The 18,501-nt window shown below is 40.4% G+C and carries 15 protein-coding genes and 3 tRNA genes; 11 read left to right on the forward strand and 7 right to left on the reverse strand.

Features of this window, described 5'->3' with window-relative positions; all coding sequences use genetic code 11:
- Window positions 1-479: 479 nt before the first annotated feature.
- Complete coding sequence (locus FKV42_RS02940) at window positions 480-755, reverse strand: hypothetical protein (protein WP_154808755.1); 276 nt, start codon at window positions 753-755, stop codon at window positions 480-482.
- Between the two features lie 18 nt (window positions 756-773).
- The gene (locus tag FKV42_RS02945) at window positions 774-1,964 is read right to left on the reverse strand and encodes a hypothetical protein (protein ID WP_154808756.1); all 1,191 of its coding nucleotides are present in this window, start codon (window positions 1,962-1,964) and stop codon (window positions 774-776) included.
- Between the two features lie 277 nt (window positions 1,965-2,241).
- Here FKV42_RS02945 and FKV42_RS02950 point away from each other — a divergent pair, with 277 nt between their 5' ends.
- The 7 genes from FKV42_RS02950 (at window position 2,242) to FKV42_RS02980 (ending at window position 9,213) form a co-directional block, all read left to right on the forward strand.
- Window positions 2,242-3,111: a helix-turn-helix transcriptional regulator gene (locus tag FKV42_RS02950; protein ID WP_230375440.1), complete on the forward strand. Its 870-nt coding sequence runs from the start codon at window positions 2,242-2,244 to the stop codon at window positions 3,109-3,111.
- 90 nt (window positions 3,112-3,201) lie between these two features.
- Complete coding sequence (locus tag FKV42_RS02955) at window positions 3,202-3,711, forward strand: amino acid-binding protein (protein ID WP_154808757.1); 510 nt, start codon at window positions 3,202-3,204, stop codon at window positions 3,709-3,711.
- The gene (locus tag FKV42_RS02960) at window positions 3,711-4,706 is read left to right on the forward strand and encodes a homoserine dehydrogenase (RefSeq protein WP_230375462.1); all 996 of its coding nucleotides are present in this window, start codon (window positions 3,711-3,713) and stop codon (window positions 4,704-4,706) included. The genes FKV42_RS02955 and FKV42_RS02960 overlap by 1 nt, the downstream gene beginning before the upstream one ends.
- 27 nt (window positions 4,707-4,733) lie before the next feature.
- Complete coding sequence (locus tag FKV42_RS02965; protein ID WP_154808759.1) at window positions 4,734-6,425, forward strand: ATP-dependent DNA ligase; 1,692 nt, start codon at window positions 4,734-4,736, stop codon at window positions 6,423-6,425.
- A 71-nt stretch (window positions 6,426-6,496) separates the two neighbouring features.
- Window positions 6,497-6,889: a cupredoxin domain-containing protein gene (locus tag FKV42_RS02970; protein WP_154808760.1), complete on the forward strand. Its 393-nt coding sequence runs from the start codon at window positions 6,497-6,499 to the stop codon at window positions 6,887-6,889.
- A 201-nt stretch (window positions 6,890-7,090) separates the two neighbouring features.
- Complete coding sequence (locus tag FKV42_RS02975; RefSeq protein ID WP_154808761.1) at window positions 7,091-7,945, forward strand: phosphatase PAP2 family protein; 855 nt, start codon at window positions 7,091-7,093, stop codon at window positions 7,943-7,945.
- Between the two features lie 44 nt (window positions 7,946-7,989).
- Window positions 7,990-9,213, forward strand: a complete 1,224-nt coding sequence (locus FKV42_RS02980; RefSeq protein WP_154808762.1) for an MFS transporter — start codon at window positions 7,990-7,992, stop codon at window positions 9,211-9,213.
- Between the two features lie 20 nt (window positions 9,214-9,233).
- Here the strand turns inward: FKV42_RS02980 and FKV42_RS02985 are convergent, their stop codons facing one another.
- From FKV42_RS02985 to lonB, 5 genes are all read right to left on the reverse strand, one after another.
- Window positions 9,234-10,040: a response regulator gene (locus FKV42_RS02985; RefSeq protein WP_154808763.1), complete on the reverse strand. Its 807-nt coding sequence runs from the start codon at window positions 10,038-10,040 to the stop codon at window positions 9,234-9,236.
- The gene (locus FKV42_RS02990) at window positions 10,040-12,079 is read right to left on the reverse strand and encodes a CHASE4 domain-containing protein (RefSeq protein WP_154808764.1); all 2,040 of its coding nucleotides are present in this window, start codon (window positions 12,077-12,079) and stop codon (window positions 10,040-10,042) included. The genes FKV42_RS02985 and FKV42_RS02990 overlap by 1 nt, the downstream gene beginning before the upstream one ends.
- 288 nt (window positions 12,080-12,367) lie before the next feature.
- Window positions 12,368-13,678 carry a TldD/PmbA family protein gene (locus FKV42_RS02995; protein WP_154808765.1) on the reverse strand — a complete coding sequence of 437 codons (1,311 nt, stop codon included), beginning with the start codon at window positions 13,676-13,678 and terminating at the stop codon, window positions 12,368-12,370.
- 1 nt (window position 13,679) lies between these two features.
- Entirely contained in the window at window positions 13,680-15,011 is a 1,332-nt protein-coding gene (locus FKV42_RS03000; protein WP_154808766.1) for a TldD/PmbA family protein, read from the reverse strand.
- A gap of 60 nt (window positions 15,012-15,071) precedes the next feature.
- Window positions 15,072-16,973, reverse strand: a complete 1,902-nt coding sequence (lonB, locus tag FKV42_RS03005; RefSeq protein WP_154808767.1) for an ATP-dependent protease LonB — start codon at window positions 16,971-16,973, stop codon at window positions 15,072-15,074.
- Window positions 16,974-17,187: 214 nt separating this feature from the next.
- Here lonB and FKV42_RS03010 point away from each other — a divergent pair, with 214 nt between their 5' ends.
- From FKV42_RS03010 to FKV42_RS03025, 4 genes are all read left to right on the forward strand, one after another.
- Window positions 17,188-17,598, forward strand: coding sequence for a hypothetical protein (locus FKV42_RS03010; protein WP_154808768.1), 411 nt, complete (start codon window positions 17,188-17,190; stop codon window positions 17,596-17,598).
- Between the two features lie 465 nt (window positions 17,599-18,063).
- Window positions 18,064-18,140, forward strand: a tRNA-Val gene (locus FKV42_RS03015).
- Between the two features lie 62 nt (window positions 18,141-18,202).
- A tRNA-Phe gene (locus FKV42_RS03020) sits at window positions 18,203-18,275 on the forward strand.
- Window positions 18,276-18,288: 13 nt separating this feature from the next.
- A tRNA-Gly gene (locus FKV42_RS03025) sits at window positions 18,289-18,360 on the forward strand.
- Window positions 18,361-18,501 lie beyond the last annotated feature (141 nt).

Here is an 18,501-nt window from a genome sequence, read left to right on the forward strand (position 1 = left end):
TCCACAATTGGGAGAGTGGGATATAAGCATACTTTACTTCACAAAAACTTTATGTGTTACTTGTCATGCAAAAAAGAGCTATAATGGTTTATTTTCCTTGATAAAACTTTATTATGCTTCAGATTTACTTTAAGGTGACAAGTAATATATGATGCTAATAATATTGGATATGATTGATTTTTTTGATATCATCTCAATTATTTATGACCATTTCAATTCTTACTCTCATCAAGAAATAAGGATTCTCAGGAATCTCTTTGTTCTACTAGATTAGAAGCGATTAAATATGGATATATCTGGCACATTTCTCAAGCATAGGCCCTTTTCTTAATCCTCGAAAAGATATTCAGTACGGTTCTTATCAAATAGTAAGTAATTGGCCATTTTATAGTGTCAGACTAATTAAGAATTAGAATGCTGTAATCTGTAATTTGAACTAAAAATTAAAAAAAATATAATGGAAATATGAATGAAACCATTCATACTTCTTCGACTACAATATCACTGTCAGTTCCATTCGTTTCATTGATCAGAGAATCGATTTCAGCAATTTCTTCTTCAATGTCCTGGATCTCAGTGTCAGTGATACCTACCATTTCCTCATTGAGTGTATCTTCAGCGACGGATGTATTCTTATCTATGGTAGCATCGGCAGATGCTCCATCTTCTGTTGCTGCATTGTCTGTACAACCGGAGATTACAATCGCGAAGAGCAGAACACCAATGATGATGACGATATTCCTTAATTTTGTCATTCCCTCTCAACTCCTATATCATTCATCATTTTCCTCAGTGTTTTCCTCGTCGTCCACTTCAGGTGCAGTCCATTCTTTCTCCACACCTTCAACTTCATAAGTGCCTTCTCCGGTGAAGATCATGTTTCCACTTCCTTCAACATCAAGGGTGATATCAGTTCCCCGCAGTGTGACTGTAAGACGGGTACCTTCTATTATGACATCTCCTGTGAGGTTATGATAGACATATGCCCGGTTGTCCACATCACTGTTACCTGCATCGATGTTTGAATATCCATATGTAGCATCCTCAATATCCACCTCTGCATCTCCTGCCATGTCCTTGATGACAAGTGTGGCATTGTCTGCATTGAAGCTCATTGTGAAATTACCTGAGATAACTGCAATTCCATCTCCTTCAGCAGATAGTACTCCATCTCCTGTCAGGGTCACAAGTCCTTCACGATATTGCTTGAGTTCCATCAGCATCTCTTCAAGCACGCCATTTGCCTGTCTCATGCTCGTACCAGCCTGCCTCATATTCTGAACAGACTGCATCTGTCCCTGTCCGTTTCCACTCCTTGCCTGTTCCTGATACTGCTCTGCTTCGGCAATGTGGGCGTTATATTGTTCAAGAAGTCCTTCAAGTTCGGTTACATCTTCACCTCTGGCTTCCATACGCATGATCTCGTTCTCAAGGCGAAGTGCCATTGCCTGGGATGTCCTTATGACTGCCGTCATCTTGTTGTTGATAGAAGTAACTGCAGAGGTATTTCTCTCCTCACATGCCTCTTTCCAGATATCTCTGATATCCTGAGCAGCTTCAGCAAGTTCTGCTCTTGTTGTAGCATCAGCAACATCTTCTTTTATAGCATTCAGTTCCTCTGTGTATTCATCATTATCAAGGGTCTCTATCATAATGTCGATGGTACTGTTCAGATATTCCTTTGTAGCCTCTATGGCTACTTCGGTATTGAGGGCTGAATTGTTTGCCTTGATTCGCAGGAAGTTCTCAGTTGCTTCTCCGTATCTCTCCCTGACTGTCATATTCTGTCTGAGCTGGGTTGCAATTTCATTGCCTGACATATCCATAGTGGCATTGATCCTGTCCCTGTCCTGTATCTTCTCCTGTATACCATCAGCATCAGCAATTGCTGCTGCAGGGGCTATGCTGATCAACATGATCGCCATGGCAAAGCATGCGAATAATTTCATTCCTGTATCTTTCATTTGTATACCTCTTACCTGATCTAAAATTTTTAACCATCAATGCAAAATAATCAAGTATGTAAATGACCCATGTGAATATGTTTCATCACCTGTGTCTATAGTTGATTGTTTGGCAGGTGAATATATAAGCATACTTTACTTTAATCACAATTTTAGAATATGTTTTATAATTTCAAGGCTTATACTGGCTTTAAATCCTTGATAACACTTCATCTAACTTCAGATTATAGTTTCAGTAACTATTATATGGGTGTACTATGTAAATATACATTCTGTGTTGAACAAAAAGATAACTCTACTTTGCCTGAGTGCTATTTTATTTGTATCTCTTGGCTTTTCGGCATCTGCTCAGGAGGCTACAATACATGGTGCTGTATATGAGTGGGATTCATTTGATCCCCTTGAACATGTTATTGTAGAGGTAAATTCAACACCTTCCCAGTCAATGCTTGCAAATTACGGTATATATTCATTCAATCTGGATCCTGGGACCTATCTGATATCTGCAAGTTATTACAGTGGAAATGAACTGACAGCATATACTGAAGAAGAAGTCACTATTACGGACGATGGTGATTATGTATTGGATCTTATCCTGTTTCCAGTCTATTACGATGATTCATTGCTTAATGAAAGCGAATTTACAGAACTTGATGATATAGCCAGCTTTTCAGATTCGGATGACGAGGCTCCTTCATCCGTTCTATCAGGAAGCTCAGTTCTTATTATTGTTATATTTTTGATCATCATTCTTACCGGAGTTCTCTTTTTTGTGAAGCAAAAAAAGAATTCTTCCACATCAGAAGATTCATCATGTGATGATTTGTCAGATGAATTTGTATCTGACGATACAATATATGGTCTGGCTGGTCTGCCGGATGACCTGCGCGAGGTTGTTTCAATTATTGCAAAGAATGATGGAAGAATCACTCAGAAAGATCTTCGTACAAAGGTCAAGCATTCAGAAGCCAAAGTAAGTTTAATGATTTCTGATCTTGAAAGCAGGGGAATCGTGCGCAAATTCAAAAAAGGTCGAGGTAACATTATTATTCTTGAAAATCTTGATGAGCCGGATTCAACGGATAGTTCTGGTTCTGAGTCCGAAATGGCAGAATCATCAAATAACGATCAAGATAATGACAAATGATGAAAAGCCAAACCAAAACGTATAACTGTATTTAACGAGTATGAATGTAAAATTCACAATAATTCTATTTATGAGATTATGAGGGTATACATGCGAGTTTCCATGGATATTGAGTTAAAAGATATTCCCGGGCAGTTACTTTTAGCTTTGAGGCCGGTTTCCGAGCTTAAAGGTAATTTAATTTCAGTGGTTCATCATCATGAAAAAAGAACTCCCCGCGGAAGCATCCCGGTTCAGTTGGTTTTTGAGATAAAACCGGACAAGCTTAATGATATTGTTTCAAGTCTTGAAGAGAGTGGTATAGATATCGTACGCATTGATGAGAAAAGATTTTTCGAGCATGGTGCAGTGCTGCTTATAGGACACATAGTCCACACAGACATACAGGATACCATAGATACCATTGACAAAACGGGCTACGCAGAAGTTGTTGACCTTAACCTTTCAATGCCAAAGATAAACATGGCATCGTCTGCATCATTAAAGATAGATGCAATCAGTAAGGAACACATGGAGTCAGCTATTGCTCTGTTACGGGAGATAGCAAAGAAGAAGGATCTGCTGGTAATTGAACCTATAAAAAGTATAGGGGTGGCATGATGAAAACTATCCGTGTATCTGTTATTGGTTTTGGTGCCGTAGGTCAGGGTGTTGCCAGAGTACTCATTGACAAAAAAGATTACCTTGAAAAGATGGGACTTGATTTCAAGGTCGTTGCTGTTGCGGATTCAAGGACAGCTGTCATTGATGATAATGGTGTTGACCTGAGTTCTGTGCTTGTCAGAAAACAAAACGAAGGTGTTGTGGGTTCTGAAAAGATCACCGGCCTGGAAATTATCGAAACAATCGACCACGACCTTGTAGTTGAAACAACTCCTACTAATATAGTAACTGGTGGTGTTGGTCTTCAGAACATGCTTGCAGCTTTTAAGCATGGAAGAGATCTTGTAACCTCAAACAAAGGTCCACTTGCAATGAAGTATTGTGAACTTATCGAGGCTGCAAGGGCCGGAGGTTCACATTTCCGATTCGAGGCAACAGTTGGCGGTGCAATGCCGGTCCTTAACCTCGCAAAGGATGTTCTTGCAGGTAACACCATCACCAATGTTGAAGGTATTTTTAACGGAACATGTAATTATATCCTGACCCGCATGACGGAGGAGCATGCTCCTTATGAGCAGATGCTTGCAGAAGCTCAGGAACTCGGCTATGCAGAAACCGATCCGACATATGATGTTGAGGGGATTGACACTGCATGTAAACTTGTTATCCTTGCAAACTGTGTGTTTGGCATGAACGCAAGCCATGAGGATGTAACTATTACTGGAATTACCAAGATCACGCCGGAGGCACTGCTTCTGGCCCAGAACGAAGGCTATGCTATCAAGCTAATTGGTGAGGTCAACGACAGCAGGATCAATGTTTCACCAAAACTTGTGCCAATAGACCATCCCCTTGCCGTTGGTGGTTCCCTTAATGTGGCTTCAGTCCAGACTGACCTTTCAGGTCCGATTACTGTAACAGGACGCGGTGCAGGTTCAATTGAAACCGCAAGCGCCATTCTCAGTGATATGATCTCTATTTACAGGGACTAATTTAGCATCCAAAATCAAGGGTGTATTATGACAAGTTTCAAAGAATTTGCCAGAGCATGCAAGGTTATCGAAGGAACCCCCGGTTCTCTTGATATGACTGCTCTGGTTGCGGAGTTACTTGAAAAGGTAAGTCCTGAAGAACTTCCTGTTGTAACTCATTTTGTAATGGGTGAGATATTTCCTGCCTGGAGCAGCGAAGAGATTGGTGTTGGTGCAGGTATTCTTTACAGTGCTCTTGCAAAATCAGCAGGACTTTCAGTTGCAGATATCAAGGAAATTGTCAGGGAAACCGGTGATATTGGCAAGACGGCAGTCAAAGCACTGGAAAAAGTATCAACCGGCCAGGCCACTTTTTCTTCTTTTATGGAAGAAAATTCAGACCTTTCAATTCTTGAGGTTTTCGAGAGGTTCCAGGCCATTTCCAGAACATCCGGAAAAGGTTCCCAGACTTCCAAGATTAAGAATCTCCAGTATCTTTTTAATTCTGCATCTTCTGAGGAAGTAGGTTACATAGCCCGTATTTCAGTGGAAGAACTGAGAATTGGAGTAGGTGAGGGCATTGTACGTGATGCAATCTCAAAGGCTTTTGACGTGCCTTCGGACGAGATTGAAAGGGCTTTCATGCTTACAAATGACCTTGGGCTTGTGGCTGTGACTGCAAGAGAAGGCGGCAGGGATGCTGTTCAGTCTCTGGGACTTGAGCTTAATCGTCCTATCCGCATGATGCTGGCTCAGGTAACTCCTGATTTTGATGTAGCACTTTCTGATCTTGGAACCGCAGCAGTAGAATGGAAATTCGATGGTGCCAGGGTTCAGATCCATAAAGAAGGCGACAATATCACACTTTTCTCCCGCAGGCTTGAGAATATAACAAACTCTCTGCCAGATATAGTGGAAGCTGTAAGGGAAAACATCGATGCAGAGTCTGCCATACTTGATGGTGAGGCAGTTGCAATTGATGAGAATGGCAGGCCAAGGGCGTTCCAGGATATACTGAAACGTTTCAGGAGAAAGTATGATGTCCATTCAACTGCACGTGAGATTCCTCTTATACTGAACCTTTTTGATATAATGTATTTGAATGGTGAGGAATTGCTTGATCTTCCTCTTGTTCAGAGGAGAGGGAAACTTGAAGGCTGTGTCAGGTCTGGAGATAAAATAAAGGTTGATACCCAGTATATTACAGATGACCTTGATAAGATAATGGAAATCTACAACGACGCCCTTAAAGCCGGACATGAAGGTGTCATGATCAAGAATCCGCAGTCTCCTTACTCTCCCGGAAAGCGGGGTAAGAACTGGCTCAAGAAAAAGCCGGTAATGGAAACACTGGACCTTGTGGTTATCGGGGCGGAATGGGGATATGGAAGGCGTACAAGTTTCCTTGGATCTTATGCACTTGCATGCCATGATCCTGATACAGGTAGATTCCTGCCTGTAGGTCGTGTAGCAACAGGTTTTTCCGATGAGCAGCTTGCAGAGCTTACCGAGCTTTTTTCCGATCTTATTGTCACTGAAGTTGGCACAGGGGTTGAGATCAAGCCGGAGATCATATTTGAAGTTGCTTTTGAGGAAATTCAGAAAAGTGTCAATTATGAGTCGGGATATGCACTCCGTTTCCCGAGACTTGTCAATGTACGGTCTGATAAATCCATTGAAGATGTAGAAACTATAGGCCGTCTTGAAGAAATGTATCTTGTCCAGCGTGAAAGGAACTGAATGTCAGTTCTCAGCGCTTCCTTTCTCATTTAATCAAAAGTGTTATTAGGCAATAGCAATTCTTCTCAAATATGAGAATCAGAAGTCTTGCTTTTTTTATTTTACTTATATCACTTGTCAGTCTGGCATTTTCAGGTTGTGTTGATGATAATTCTGCGGATGATGTTACAGCTGAAAATGGTTCCGACTTGGAATCAGTGGATGCCGACAGCATTGTGTATATTGAAAATTATGCTTTTCATCCGGATTATACAACCATCTCACTAGGAGATACTGTTATGTGGGTCAACAATGACTCAGTGGCATTTATTATAAAAGGCACTCTTGCTGGCGGTGGAAGTTTCCAGTCCCCTACACTCAGGAAAGATGATACTTTCACTTATACTTTTACAAGAAGAGGCACATACAAGTATGAGCTTGTAACCCATCCATGGACAAATGCTGGTTTCATAGTTGTGGAATGATCGGGTACTTCTTACTTCATTATGGCCTGTAGTTCTATCAATTGTGGAATTGCGGCCATAAATTTCTCTTTTTATTGGTTTATACTGTGTCTCTGATTTTCACTTAATGAGGCACAATATTTATCTATAATTATAAAATTATTTGATACATTCTCTGTATGATCTATATATTTACAAAACCAAAAAGGATAGGAAGTTAAAATGACAGATATCCGGTTTATATTAATATTAGTTCCAGTAGTATTGCTTATGAACATGGTGGCGTACTATGTTTTTGTCCCTTCCGGTTACAGGAATAAAAATCCCTCTATAGGAAATGGTGTAGATAAACAGACTTTTATCAGGGAGATATTACCCTACGTAGGACTTGTTTCCTTTGTATATATTCTGATAAAATCACAGGGGATAATTGTAAGTGAAATTGTAAATGTGACGGGTATTCATCTGGATTATTCTCTCGCAAAAGACATATTTTTTATTGAGGGCAGCAGAGTCAGCATTTTTCAGACATTCACAAGTCCTGTACTTACAGACGTAAGTTCGTTTATCTATATTTTTGGTTTTTCTTCCTTGCTGACATTTACGTTCATTTTCTTCATGGTGACAAACCAGTTGAAAACTTTAAAAGAATACACCGTTGCATTGTCTTTTATATATCTGGTGGCTTTCCCTTTCTATATATTTACACCTGTAAAAGTCACAGGTTACACACTTCCGGGTATGACACCATTGCTTTACAATCTCAGTCCATTGATAGCGAATGGTATGAGAACCGTAGATCCTTTCTTTGATAATTGCTTCCCAAGTCTCCATGCAGCTCTTTCTGTTCTTGCAATGTTATTCATAATTCACAGGACAAATAGCAAGAGTCTCAAAGTTGTTGCGGCTTTCACGACACTGGCTATTCAGTTCACGATATTCTATCTTGGAATTCATTGGATAACAGATTTTATAGGGGGCATTATGCTGGCATTATTGAGTTATTATATTGCCACAAAGTATTATTCCCCAATGATCAACAAGTTTCACCATGTAGTTGGGTCGGATAAACAGTAATAGTTTATCCGGTATTTTATACTTTAAACAACAATCAGTGTTACATGAAGGATTCAGCATTGACAAAACCATCAAATACTCACGATAAACTGGATCCTGCACTGTATGTTTTGTCTCTGTCAAAATTATTCAAGGATCTAGGAACCGGAATGCTGGCATTCCTGCTTCCACTTTATATTGTTGGCATGGATAGTGATATCTTTTCAGGAACTCCAATAGTTTTCAGGGCCGGACTTATAGCAACTGTTTTTGGTCTTTCAAATGCTGTCTCTCAACCGTTCCTTGGTCGTTTGTCAGATAGCCTGGACAGAAGAAAACCTTTCGTGGTACTGGGAATAGCAGGCTTTACACTGATATCGTTTATCTATGCAAATACCAGCAATTTTGATTATATGATTTTATTGAGGATAGTTCAGGGAATCACCGTTGGTGCTACGGTTCCTGCCATTGTTGCCATGGTTACTCATCTTTCATCAAAGAGTACAAGGGGAACTGCAATAGGTATTTATTCCACGGTCCGGGGATTTGGATTCGGCACGGGGTCAATTGTAGGTGGTATAATAGCCAGTTACTTCGGCTATGTAACTGCATTTTATGTATGTGCACTACTCGGGCTTGCAAGCTTTATACTCATATCGTTCTTTGTATCCGAAACACATAATGGACAGTTATCATCTGCATCAACACAGGAACCTGCAAGAGGTTTCCAGTTCATTATCCTTTCCATTGCAATGTTCATGATGATGACGGGTATCATGATAATATTCGCCTTCCTGCCGGAGTATGAATCAAGACTTGGAACCGGTGAAATATCGCTGAGTATAGCAGTTTCCGCTTACGTTATAGTAAGAGTGCTGTTCCAGACTCCAATGGGCATCCTTTCCGACAGGTTAGGGAGGAAAAAAATAATTGCAATGGGATTATTGCTGAACATTCCTATTGTTATTGGTCTCGGTTATGTGGAAAACGTAACTCAGCTAATAATTCTGCGTGCGGTACAGGGAATATCCATGGCTTCGGTGGAAACACCTGTAATGGCTCTGGCAGTGGACCTTGCAGGAATATCAGTTAGTTCAAAGGTAAGTTCCATCACTGCATCCCAGGCAGCAGGAATGGCGCTAGGTCCCATAATGGGAGGTATCCTTGCCGGTTATATCTCATTTGAATTACCATTCTATATCTGTGCTGTAATGTTGCTGTTCGCACTCTTGCTTGTAATTGTGGGTATAAAAGAACCGGTGGACTCAGAGGTCAGCACAGCAGCTTAAATTTTGGTAAAACTGTAGGTTTAACTGCAGGATATATCATAACAGCGGAAAGACTGTTCTATCTCTTTTCTCTCTGTTATATCATAAAAGATAATAACGGCACCGATTATCTCGCTTCTCTTATTGGTAACCGGTGAGCCTATAATATCAAGTGGTATACGTGTGTTTTCCTTTGAGATGAGGGTGGTGTTTTCCTCAAGTCCGAAAAAAGCTCCCTCTCTGAAAACTTTTCTGGTCGGGTCTCCAACATCCTTATCACCTTCGCAGACAACCCTGAACACTTCATTGATCCTGCGCCCAAGTGCTTCTTTTTTGGTATATCCTGTAAGAGCTTCTGCAAGCGGATTTATGTATTTGATGTTTCCATTCATGTCTGTAGATATAACCGCATCACCGATATTATCCAGAAGTGAATTGATACAATTCTCATGATTGAATTGCTTTTCTTTTTCCTTTTCCCGTTTATAAAGTGCTATCTCTATATTTGTGCGAAGTTCTCTTTCATCAAAGGGTTTTAGTATATGTCCGAAAGGTTCAGTAAGTTTAGCTCTCTGAAGCGTCTTTTCGTCAGAATAAGCTGTAAGATAAATTACAGGTATACCATAATTTTTGTGTATGGTCCCCGCAGTTTCAATTCCATCCATCTTGCCTTTAAGGACAATATCCATTAAGATAAGGTCAGGTCGGCACTGGTCAATGAACTTGATGGCATCCTCACCACTATCAGCCATGTAGGGTACAGAGTATCCAAAATGTTCCAGACTATCTTTAATATCCAGCGCTACTATTTTTTCGTCTTCGACTATCATTATCTTTTCATTGGTCATCAGTAGTCCCTTCTTTTATAAGATAGTTCTTTATATTTTATTCTGAATTCCGTACCGTTGCCTCTGATAAGCTCTATGCTGCCTTCTATTTGTTCCACTAATGAAACAACTAGTTGCATTCCCAATGAGTCCGTGTTCATGAAATCCAGGTCTTCCGGGAATCCGATCCCGTTATCCCTTATTGTTAACATGTATTGACCATCTAAACCTGGAACTATCTCTATGAATATTTCCCCCTTATGGTCTTCAAAAGCATGTTTCAGGGAATTTGAAACGATCTCATTGATGATAAGCCCAAGAGGTATGGCTGTATCAATATCCTGTGTTACGTTTTTAATCTTTATATTAATTTTGATATTTTCCGGGTCGTAGTCATATGTATTTAGAAGATATTTACTCAGAGTTTCTATGTACGAGAAAAGTTCGATGTTTTCAAGGTCAGTAGACTGGTAAAGTTTCTCATGTGCAATTGCCATTGATTTTGCACGGTTCTGGCTTTTACGGAAAGCTTCAATAGTTTCCCTGTCAGTGAATTTTCGGGACTGAAGACGCAACATGCTGGATATTATCTGGAGATTGTTCTTGACACGGTGGTGAACTTCTTTTAGGAGGATATCCTTCCTTCGCATCTCCTCTGCCTGCTTGATCTCTGTGATATCCTTGACCACTGCAAGGACTTCGTCATCACCAATGACAACGAATCTAACCTCAAAATCTCTCATTTCTCTTTTTACAGGCATTGTATAATGCATTGTATGTGTTTTGTTTGTCCTGAGAGCTTCTTCGATAATATCGAGTTCCATTTCTGCAATGTGTGCCGGAAGCATATCCTCAAGTGTAATATTAAGGTCAGTTTCAGGTGATTCGTATATGCAATTGTCAGTGGAGAGTTTATAGTTGCATATGGTTCCATCCTGCTTTACCTGGAACATCATATCAGGCATGGCCTGCAAAATAGCATTGATGGTTGCATCCCTTTTGACAACAAGTCTCTGTGATTTTTCAAGTGATTCAAGCATTTTATTTATGGAGTCGCTGAGACTTGAAAGTTCGTCACTTCCGCCATTTGAGACTCTTTTTGCAATGTCACTGTTTTTAGCAATTTCTCCAACTTCATTCCGGAGTTTTTTAAGGTGTGAAATATGAGATCGCTCAAGAAGTAGGATAATCACAGCCCCGAATACGATTCCGGTAAGTACAAGAACCACAAGGAAATAGTTAATGGCATTTACTCCCTGCTGATGAATATTTCGAAGCATTCCAATTTCAATGGAAAATGCATTGTTCCCGTATACGTCATTGAAATTCACATAGGAATATATCCGGGTATCATCAGTGACAGTAACAATACTGCGATTTGAAAAATCCTCTCTCAGGAATGAAATGTTTTTGGTAATATTAGTGTTATTTGTGTTAGTTATGTTTTCCAGATTGACAATAAGGTTTGTAGTTTCATGCAGTCTTGTAATTTCATCCTGGTCAATGAACCTGCCCATAATTACAGTTCCGGCTATTGGACCACTTAAATCACTTTTCACAACAGGTTGTGATGTTATCATCAGAGGCTTTTTATCAAATACAAGAAAACCGGTTATTCTACTACTGTAATCAGTATGTTCCAGAAGATATGGATTGCTTTTCAGGTGCTCTTCCAGTTCTATTATTGCTGATGTATTATTGTTTTCAATTGATTTTTCAAAAACCAATGTTCCTGTTTCATTGTAGAAAAACATAAAATCAAGTCTTTGGTTATGAAATGTTTCATCCATGAGGTATTTTTCAGCATAATCGCTGCTGTTTCCCTGAATAAAATAGTATGTTTCATTCCACACAGACCAGTCTGCAGCTTTATTTTCAAGATCCTGACTGTCAAGTATTAACATGTTTTTGACGCAAATGGCGTTCTTAATAGCATCTTCCTCTTCCAGTTTATCATAACTGTCAATGACAATGGAATGTGAACTCAGATATATGAAGAGTATAAGACCGATAAGAGTTGCACCTATAATGCCAAGTGTTTTTTTCTGCAGTGTCGCCATTCGCTTGCCTTTTTAATTGAATACTAATTTTTCATTTATTTAGTATGCTCTGGTTTGTTATATAACTGCCTTTTAATTTATATGACTATATAATTGTTTCCTGCAACTGTGCATTTTTTGGAATGTATCTAAAATGCAGTGTCAATGCACATCTAAAATAAACCGTATTTTTCGTACAAATGCGCAATAATATCCTCAAAAACAGAAAATAATGTAACAAAAAATAGATGGCTTGCAGAAATATTATGTTCCCGCAAGCAGCTATTGAAGTAAGTATTCTAAAAAAACTTAACCAACTACACTCATGTCAGAGACTCTGATGGATGGAGTGATAGTTCCGCCAACCTTGCGAACATCGGTTCCGGCTCCGTTGATATTTTTCAACATATTAAATATATTGCCGGATATCATGAGTGATTTAATAGGCTTGTCCAGCTTTCCATCTTTAATGGTGAATGCATTACGTGCTTCCACTGAAAAATCACCGGATATGGCGTTGGCAGTGTGAGCACCAATTACTGTGTTTACGTAAACACCATTGTCAGTATCAGCTATTATGTCACAACTTGGGAAATCGATAATGAAATTCCTTGACCCTACGGAAGGTGTTGAAAAATATGAATTACGAGAAGCATTACCTGTGCTTTCCACACCATCTTTCCCTGCGGTGTAAGTGTCATACAGATATGACCTGAACACTCCATTATCAATAACAGTTGTTCTGCGTGATGCTACTCCTTCATCATCTGCAATTCCGGTGTCAATACCACCTTCAAGCAGTCCGTCATCGTATATGGAGAGTTTCTCGTTTGCGATGATCTCATCCTTGCTTCCAATAAGGTTCGAACGTCCTTTTTGTACGTTGTCAGCATCAATTGATGGAATGAATGCATTTTCTATGAGGTCAGAGAATGCAAATGGATGTATCACAACTTCTGTTTTATGAGGCTCAATGGAAATAGTGTCCTGTGACTTCTTTGCAAGTTCTGCGGCATTCTTTCCGATTGCTGCAAAATCAATGTCATTCTTACGTGATATTGCAAAGTCATATGCAGTAGACGTTTCACCTGAATTTGTGATCACATCCACAAATCCTGATATACCAGTGCCCTCTTCCGAAACTTCAATTCCGTTGCTGTTCAGTATGAGTCTCTCGCCATGGCTTCGGCTGAAACTTCCGGATGTAACTATGATTTCTGGTGTATTCTTTGCAGCTTCTATCATTTCCATTGTATGGCCGATGCATTCATCGAGTTCCATATTCTGGATATCCCTGTCAAGAATGCCTGCTACAGTTGGATATTTCTGGTTGGAAGGCAGTTCTTTCCAGTCAGGGTCAGCATCCTGTGTTTTTGCAGAGCTAACAGCATTTTTTGCAGCTTCATCAATGTAACTCATAATATTGGTACTGGAAAATCCCACTGCACCATCAACAATAGCACGAATGCCTATTCCAGTTGTGATATTTTCCTTCGCACCTTCTATCATATCTTTCTGGATACTGACAGAGGTCTTCTGGCTTTTCACAATATAAACTTCAGCTTCCTTCGCACCATATTTTGTGGCTGCTTTCAGAGCTTTTTCAGCAAGGTCGTACATTTCATGCACCTCCTACCATTGCTTCGGATATCATAAGGTGCGGGGAACCATCGGTGACAGGCACAAGCTGACCGCCTTTTCCACATCTTCCTGAGTTCATTTTCAGGTCATTACCAACCATTTTCACATTATTGAGAATTTCAAGGATCTTTCCGGAAAGTGAGACGTCCCTGATGAGTGTCGTGAGCTTTCCATCCTCAATAAGGTATCCTTTTTCAGCATTGAACTGGAACACACCTTCTCCAGTGTTCACCTGTCCACCCCTGGAACCGATAAGGTACATTCCGTTTCCAATTTCCTCAAGCATTTCTTCGAATTTTGAGTTTCCGTTGTCGATGTATGTGTTACTCATACGGACAATAGGTCTGGAGTGTCCCTGGGCACGGCAATGTCCTGGTGTTCCTCCAAGTTTTGCGGCTGTTTCTCTGGAGTGAAGGTATGATTTGAGTACACCACTATCTATAATGGTTGTTTTCTCAGTCTGTGAACCTTCATCATCAAATGGGAAATAACCATATTCATGCATGGTAGGATCATCTATAATAGTTACAAGTGGGGAAGCTATTGATTCACCTATGCGGTTCTCAAGGACTGAGCTTCCTTCAAGAACGAGGTCTGCTTCAGAAGCATGTCCAACAGCTTCATGGGCAAAAACTCCAGCGAGTTCAGGGTCAAGTATAACCGGCATGTTTCCACCTTTTGCAGGTTTTGCATCAAGGAGCTGTAATGCACTGTTTGCAGCGTCTTCTGCAAGTTCTGCGGCATTATATTTATCAAATATCTCATAGCCCGTAACACCAAAGCGGCTTTCTCTTCCTGCCTGGTACAGTCCTTCTCTTGAAGCCACAGCACTAATAGCGAATCCAGTACGCACGACATCATATTCTCCTTCAACTCCTGTGGAATCAGTGTACATGACCTTGTATGATGATTCGCTGTACACAGCACTTGTGCTGCTGATGCCTTCTTTTTTAGCATATTTCCCGAACTCTTTCAGGTTGCCGACCTTTTCTTCAAGAGAGATATCAAGAGGATTTTTCTTAACCTTTGGAGTATTAGAGACTACAGGGCTTGCTATATCCTGCATCTTCACCTTTTCTTTTGGTGATTTCTCATTCATGCTCACAGCAAGTTCAGAGGCTGCACGTATGGCTTTTTCAACATCGAAATCTCCGTCTGCGGAAGTGAATCCCCAGGAACCGCCCTTAAGTGCTCTGACGGCTGCTCCTTTTGTAAAATTGACAGATATCTGTTCTATCTTGCCATTATCAAGGACAATAGACGTTGTAGTCCCCTCAATGATCCTTGTATCAAAAAAGTCTACACTATGCATTATTAACTCCTCACTTTGTAAATGAAACAAAAATTTAAATAAATAAGTAACAGCCCCTGCTTACACAGGGACCACTTCAGGCATTTCAGTACCGGTCTTAAGGCTGCTGAGATTCTTAAGTTTCTCAAGGATTCTTTCCTTATCAGGACCGACAAGACTGTGTTCGATAACCTCTGCAATATTGGTTACCGGAATTATCTCTATCTTATCCTTGTATGCATCTTCGATCAGCACGTCATCCTTGTTGGATTCCGGAATAATTACCTTCTTTATGCCTGCTCTTGCTGCAGCTTCTATTTTATAGGTTGCACCACCGATAGGAAGTACATCTCCTCTGACAGATAGTGAACCTGTCATGGCTACAGACTGGTCAATTGGGATGTTCTCAAGAGCTGATATGACGGCAGTAGCAATAGATATGGATGCACTGTCACCTTCCACACCCTCATATGTTCCGATGAACTGGATGTGGATGTCATGGTTGATTATGTCCTTACCTGTTACATTCTTGATAACAGCAGACACATTCTGTACAGCTTCCTTTGCTATATCCTTCAACATACCTGTTGCAATAACCTTTCCTTCCGAGTTTGAAAGTGATGGTGCGACTCCTGCCATAATCGGAAGTACAATACCTGAATCTCCTCCCATTACTGCAAGACCGTTTACCTTTCCAACTTCGTTTCCGTATTTCTTGAAAAGCTGGTAATCGTTCTTGCGTTCAAGGTAACTGTCTGCAAGCTGCTGTTCGATCGACCTTGCCATCTTCTTTGCACCAAGCACATGATTTGCAGTAACAACAGGTGCATCTTCTGAGTGAGCAATGTCACCTGCAACTCTCACAAGACCACCAAGGTCACGGAGTTTCAGTGTGAGATGTCCTTTTCTGCCTGCTCTTCTCTGAGCTTCACGGATAACTTCATCAACAGCAGTCTGATCAAATGGTGGGATATGACCATCTCTCATGACTTCCTGCGCAACGAACCTGACAAGAGTCTTACGGTTTTCCGGATTGTCCTCCATGGATTCTCTCATGAAAAGCTCGTATCCGTAACCCTTTATACGGGATCTGAGCGCAGGATGCATCTTTTCCATTGCATCAAGATTACCTGCTGCCACCATGATAAAGTCACATGGAACCGGTTCGGTCTTGACAAGTGCGCCTGAACTCCTTTCGGATTGTCCGGTTATAGGATATTCCTTTTCCTGGAGAGCTGTAAGCAAGCTCTGCTGAGATTCAAGACTGAGAGTATTGATCTCATCAATAAACAGCACACCCTTGTGTGATTTGTGAATGTCACCGCTTTCTACCCTGTCATGGGCAGGTGTTTCAAGACCACCTGACTGGAAAGGGTCGTGCCTGACATCACCAAGGAGCGCACCTGCATGTGTGCCTGTTGCATCAAGGAATGGTGCATGCTCCTTCTGGTAGTTTGAAACAATGAGCTTTGGAATCATCATTTCTTCTTTTGGCATGAATTGGCGTGTAAGGAGCAATATCATGATCGCCGCAATAATACCCCACAGGAGCTGGCCGACGTAGAATGAATAGATAATGATACCAAATACAAGTATCATCATCAGCATATTACGTGACTGGGCCTTTTTCTGTGCTTCCAGCTTGTGCGCCATTACGATCTCCCTGCCTTTTCCGGCAGGAACAGAACGTATTTTCGGATTATTGTTATCTTCAGGATTGGGGTATGCGAGTATATCCTGTAGTTCTTCTTTTGGAAGAAGTTCAGCCATAGCCTTAGAAAGAAGGGATTTACCCGTACCAGGGCTTCCTATCATCATTACATGCCTTCTCTGGCTAGCTGCTTTTTTTACCACCTCCACCGCATGTTCCTGACCAATTATCTGATCTATTAAAAGTTCCGGAACATCTATGGAGTCTGTGGTTTCGAAATTGTCCTCGTACAGTTCAATCTCTTCACTAGAATCAGTAGTCTCTTTTTCCATAGTCTTCTCGCAAGTTTTGTGGTTTGTTCAAGTTGTACGTACAAAATATATACTTGACGGTTTTTATAATTATGTAAGCCAAATTTATTATATTTAATTGTGAGTAAAGTTAATATGACTATAGTGGCATCAGAATATAAGAAATTATGCCTTCATTTGTTGTTCTGGACTTGATATTATGAAGCTTACAGCATTTCTGATTATAGCACTTATCATGTCTTTGCTTTGGTTTTCGGCCAGCAATGACCTCATCTCTTATGGAGAAGGATATATTCATTTCAAGCAGGTCACAATGCGATTTCAGGATACAGATGTACTAATATCCATGTCCTATGATCTGGATATGTTTTCAAGTATGTATATATTTCTCTTTGGTTCACATAATTTGGAACCTGATATTGATAATTTCTTTTCGGATTTCGATGATTTTGAAGTGCTTGAAATTGACCGCAATAATGCTGTAATATTTGCAAGGAATGTTTCACGTATAAATGGTGCATATTATCTTTATGATTCTCATGAATTGAATGGAACAGTGGATGTTTTGCTCATGGTTCTTCCGAATGGGGACACGAATAGTTTTATAGATGCAAGTTCTACTGAAGCCACATTCTATGATGTATAAAGAATTACATTTTAATCATAGTCTGTCAATTAAAACCGTTGTGTTTGTAAGTCTGGAGTGCACAATTAATGTCAGGGCATAGATGTTCATTTACATGGACATGCCGCAGGTGCTTATTTGGCTAATCCGGTATAATATGAATTATCCTTCTGAATGTTTAATTTTCAAAAGCGCCCATTGATGGTGTATTTTTCAATAGGTTTCTTCAAATGATTCTGGTTTGTTTTGAATCAGACATTTTCTATTAACATCAGAAGATGTTCAGTTGGAGATATGAATTATTGTTGGTGTTGGTCATGGATGCCGTTCTTTATATATAATATCGGGAGTTCAGTCACTTTACCCAAAAGGTTTATTATCTATTATGCATTATGTGGGGTGCTGATAAGCGCCATGGCATGCGATAATAGCACTAAAGTGCTTTTAAGCAGCAAGGTGTTTACAGATATTTGCAAACTGCATAATGGGCTCGTGGTCTAGCTGGTTATGACGTCGCCTTGACATGGCGGAGGTCCGGAGTTCGACTCTCCGCGGGCCCACCAAAACAGTCTGCAACAGTTAAGTTTAAATCTAACAGCAGCATTTAGGTGCTTCGGGTCATCATGCCCAGGTAGCTCAGTTGGGAGAGCGCTGCCCTGAAGAGGCAGTTGTCCCCGGTTCAAGTCCGGGTCTGGGCACCTAAGCAAAAGCACACCAGTAGTGTAGCGGTTATCACCGGGCGTTGCCAACGCTCGAACCCGGGTTCGAATCCCGGCTGGTGTACTGAATACTTTTTTCAAACAAGGTTTTCTACAGAGCCAATGATTTTTGATTTAATATTTCCAGCATTTTCACGATATTTTTGATTTTATTTTCTCAATAGCTTTCTTCAACTCCGCAAGCTGAAGTGGTGCAATTCTAAAG

The sequence above is a fragment of the Methanolobus vulcani genome, assembly GCF_006546655.1.
Classification (GTDB): Archaea; Halobacteriota; Methanosarcinia; order Methanosarcinales; family Methanosarcinaceae; genus Methanolobus; species Methanolobus vulcani_A.

What these genes read in the sequence shown, in the direction of transcription:
- FKV42_RS02940 (WP_154808755.1), bottom strand. Translation starts at nt 755, where the DNA reads ATGACAAAATTAAGGAATATCGTCATCATCATTGGTGTTCTGCTCTTC.
- FKV42_RS02945 (WP_154808756.1), bottom strand. Translation starts at nt 1,964, where the DNA reads ATGAAAGATACAGGAATGAAATTATTCGCATGCTTTGCCATGGCGATC.
- FKV42_RS02955 (WP_154808757.1), top strand. Translation starts at nt 3,202, where the DNA reads ATGCGAGTTTCCATGGATATTGAGTTAAAAGATATTCCCGGGCAGTTA.
- FKV42_RS02960 (WP_230375462.1), top strand. Translation starts at nt 3,711, where the DNA reads ATGAAAACTATCCGTGTATCTGTTATTGGTTTTGGTGCCGTAGGTCAG.
- FKV42_RS02965 (WP_154808759.1), top strand. Translation starts at nt 4,734, where the DNA reads ATGACAAGTTTCAAAGAATTTGCCAGAGCATGCAAGGTTATCGAAGGA.
- FKV42_RS02970 (WP_154808760.1), top strand. Translation starts at nt 6,497, where the DNA reads ATGAGAATCAGAAGTCTTGCTTTTTTTATTTTACTTATATCACTTGTC.
- FKV42_RS02975 (WP_154808761.1), top strand. Translation starts at nt 7,091, where the DNA reads ATGACAGATATCCGGTTTATATTAATATTAGTTCCAGTAGTATTGCTT.
- FKV42_RS02980 (WP_154808762.1), top strand. Translation starts at nt 7,990, where the DNA reads ATGAAGGATTCAGCATTGACAAAACCATCAAATACTCACGATAAACTG.
- FKV42_RS02985 (WP_154808763.1), bottom strand. Translation starts at nt 10,040, where the DNA reads ATGACCAATGAAAAGATAATGATAGTCGAAGACGAAAAAATAGTAGCG.
- FKV42_RS02990 (WP_154808764.1), bottom strand. Translation starts at nt 12,079, where the DNA reads ATGGCGACACTGCAGAAAAAAACACTTGGCATTATAGGTGCAACTCTT.
- FKV42_RS02995 (WP_154808765.1), bottom strand. Translation starts at nt 13,678, where the DNA reads ATGTACGACCTTGCTGAAAAAGCTCTGAAAGCAGCCACAAAATATGGT.
- FKV42_RS03000 (WP_154808766.1), bottom strand. Translation starts at nt 15,011, where the DNA reads ATGCATAGTGTAGACTTTTTTGATACAAGGATCATTGAGGGGACTACA.
- lonB (WP_154808767.1), bottom strand. Translation starts at nt 16,973, where the DNA reads ATGGAAAAAGAGACTACTGATTCTAGTGAAGAGATTGAACTGTACGAG.
- FKV42_RS03010 (WP_154808768.1), top strand. Translation starts at nt 17,188, where the DNA reads ATGTCTTTGCTTTGGTTTTCGGCCAGCAATGACCTCATCTCTTATGGA.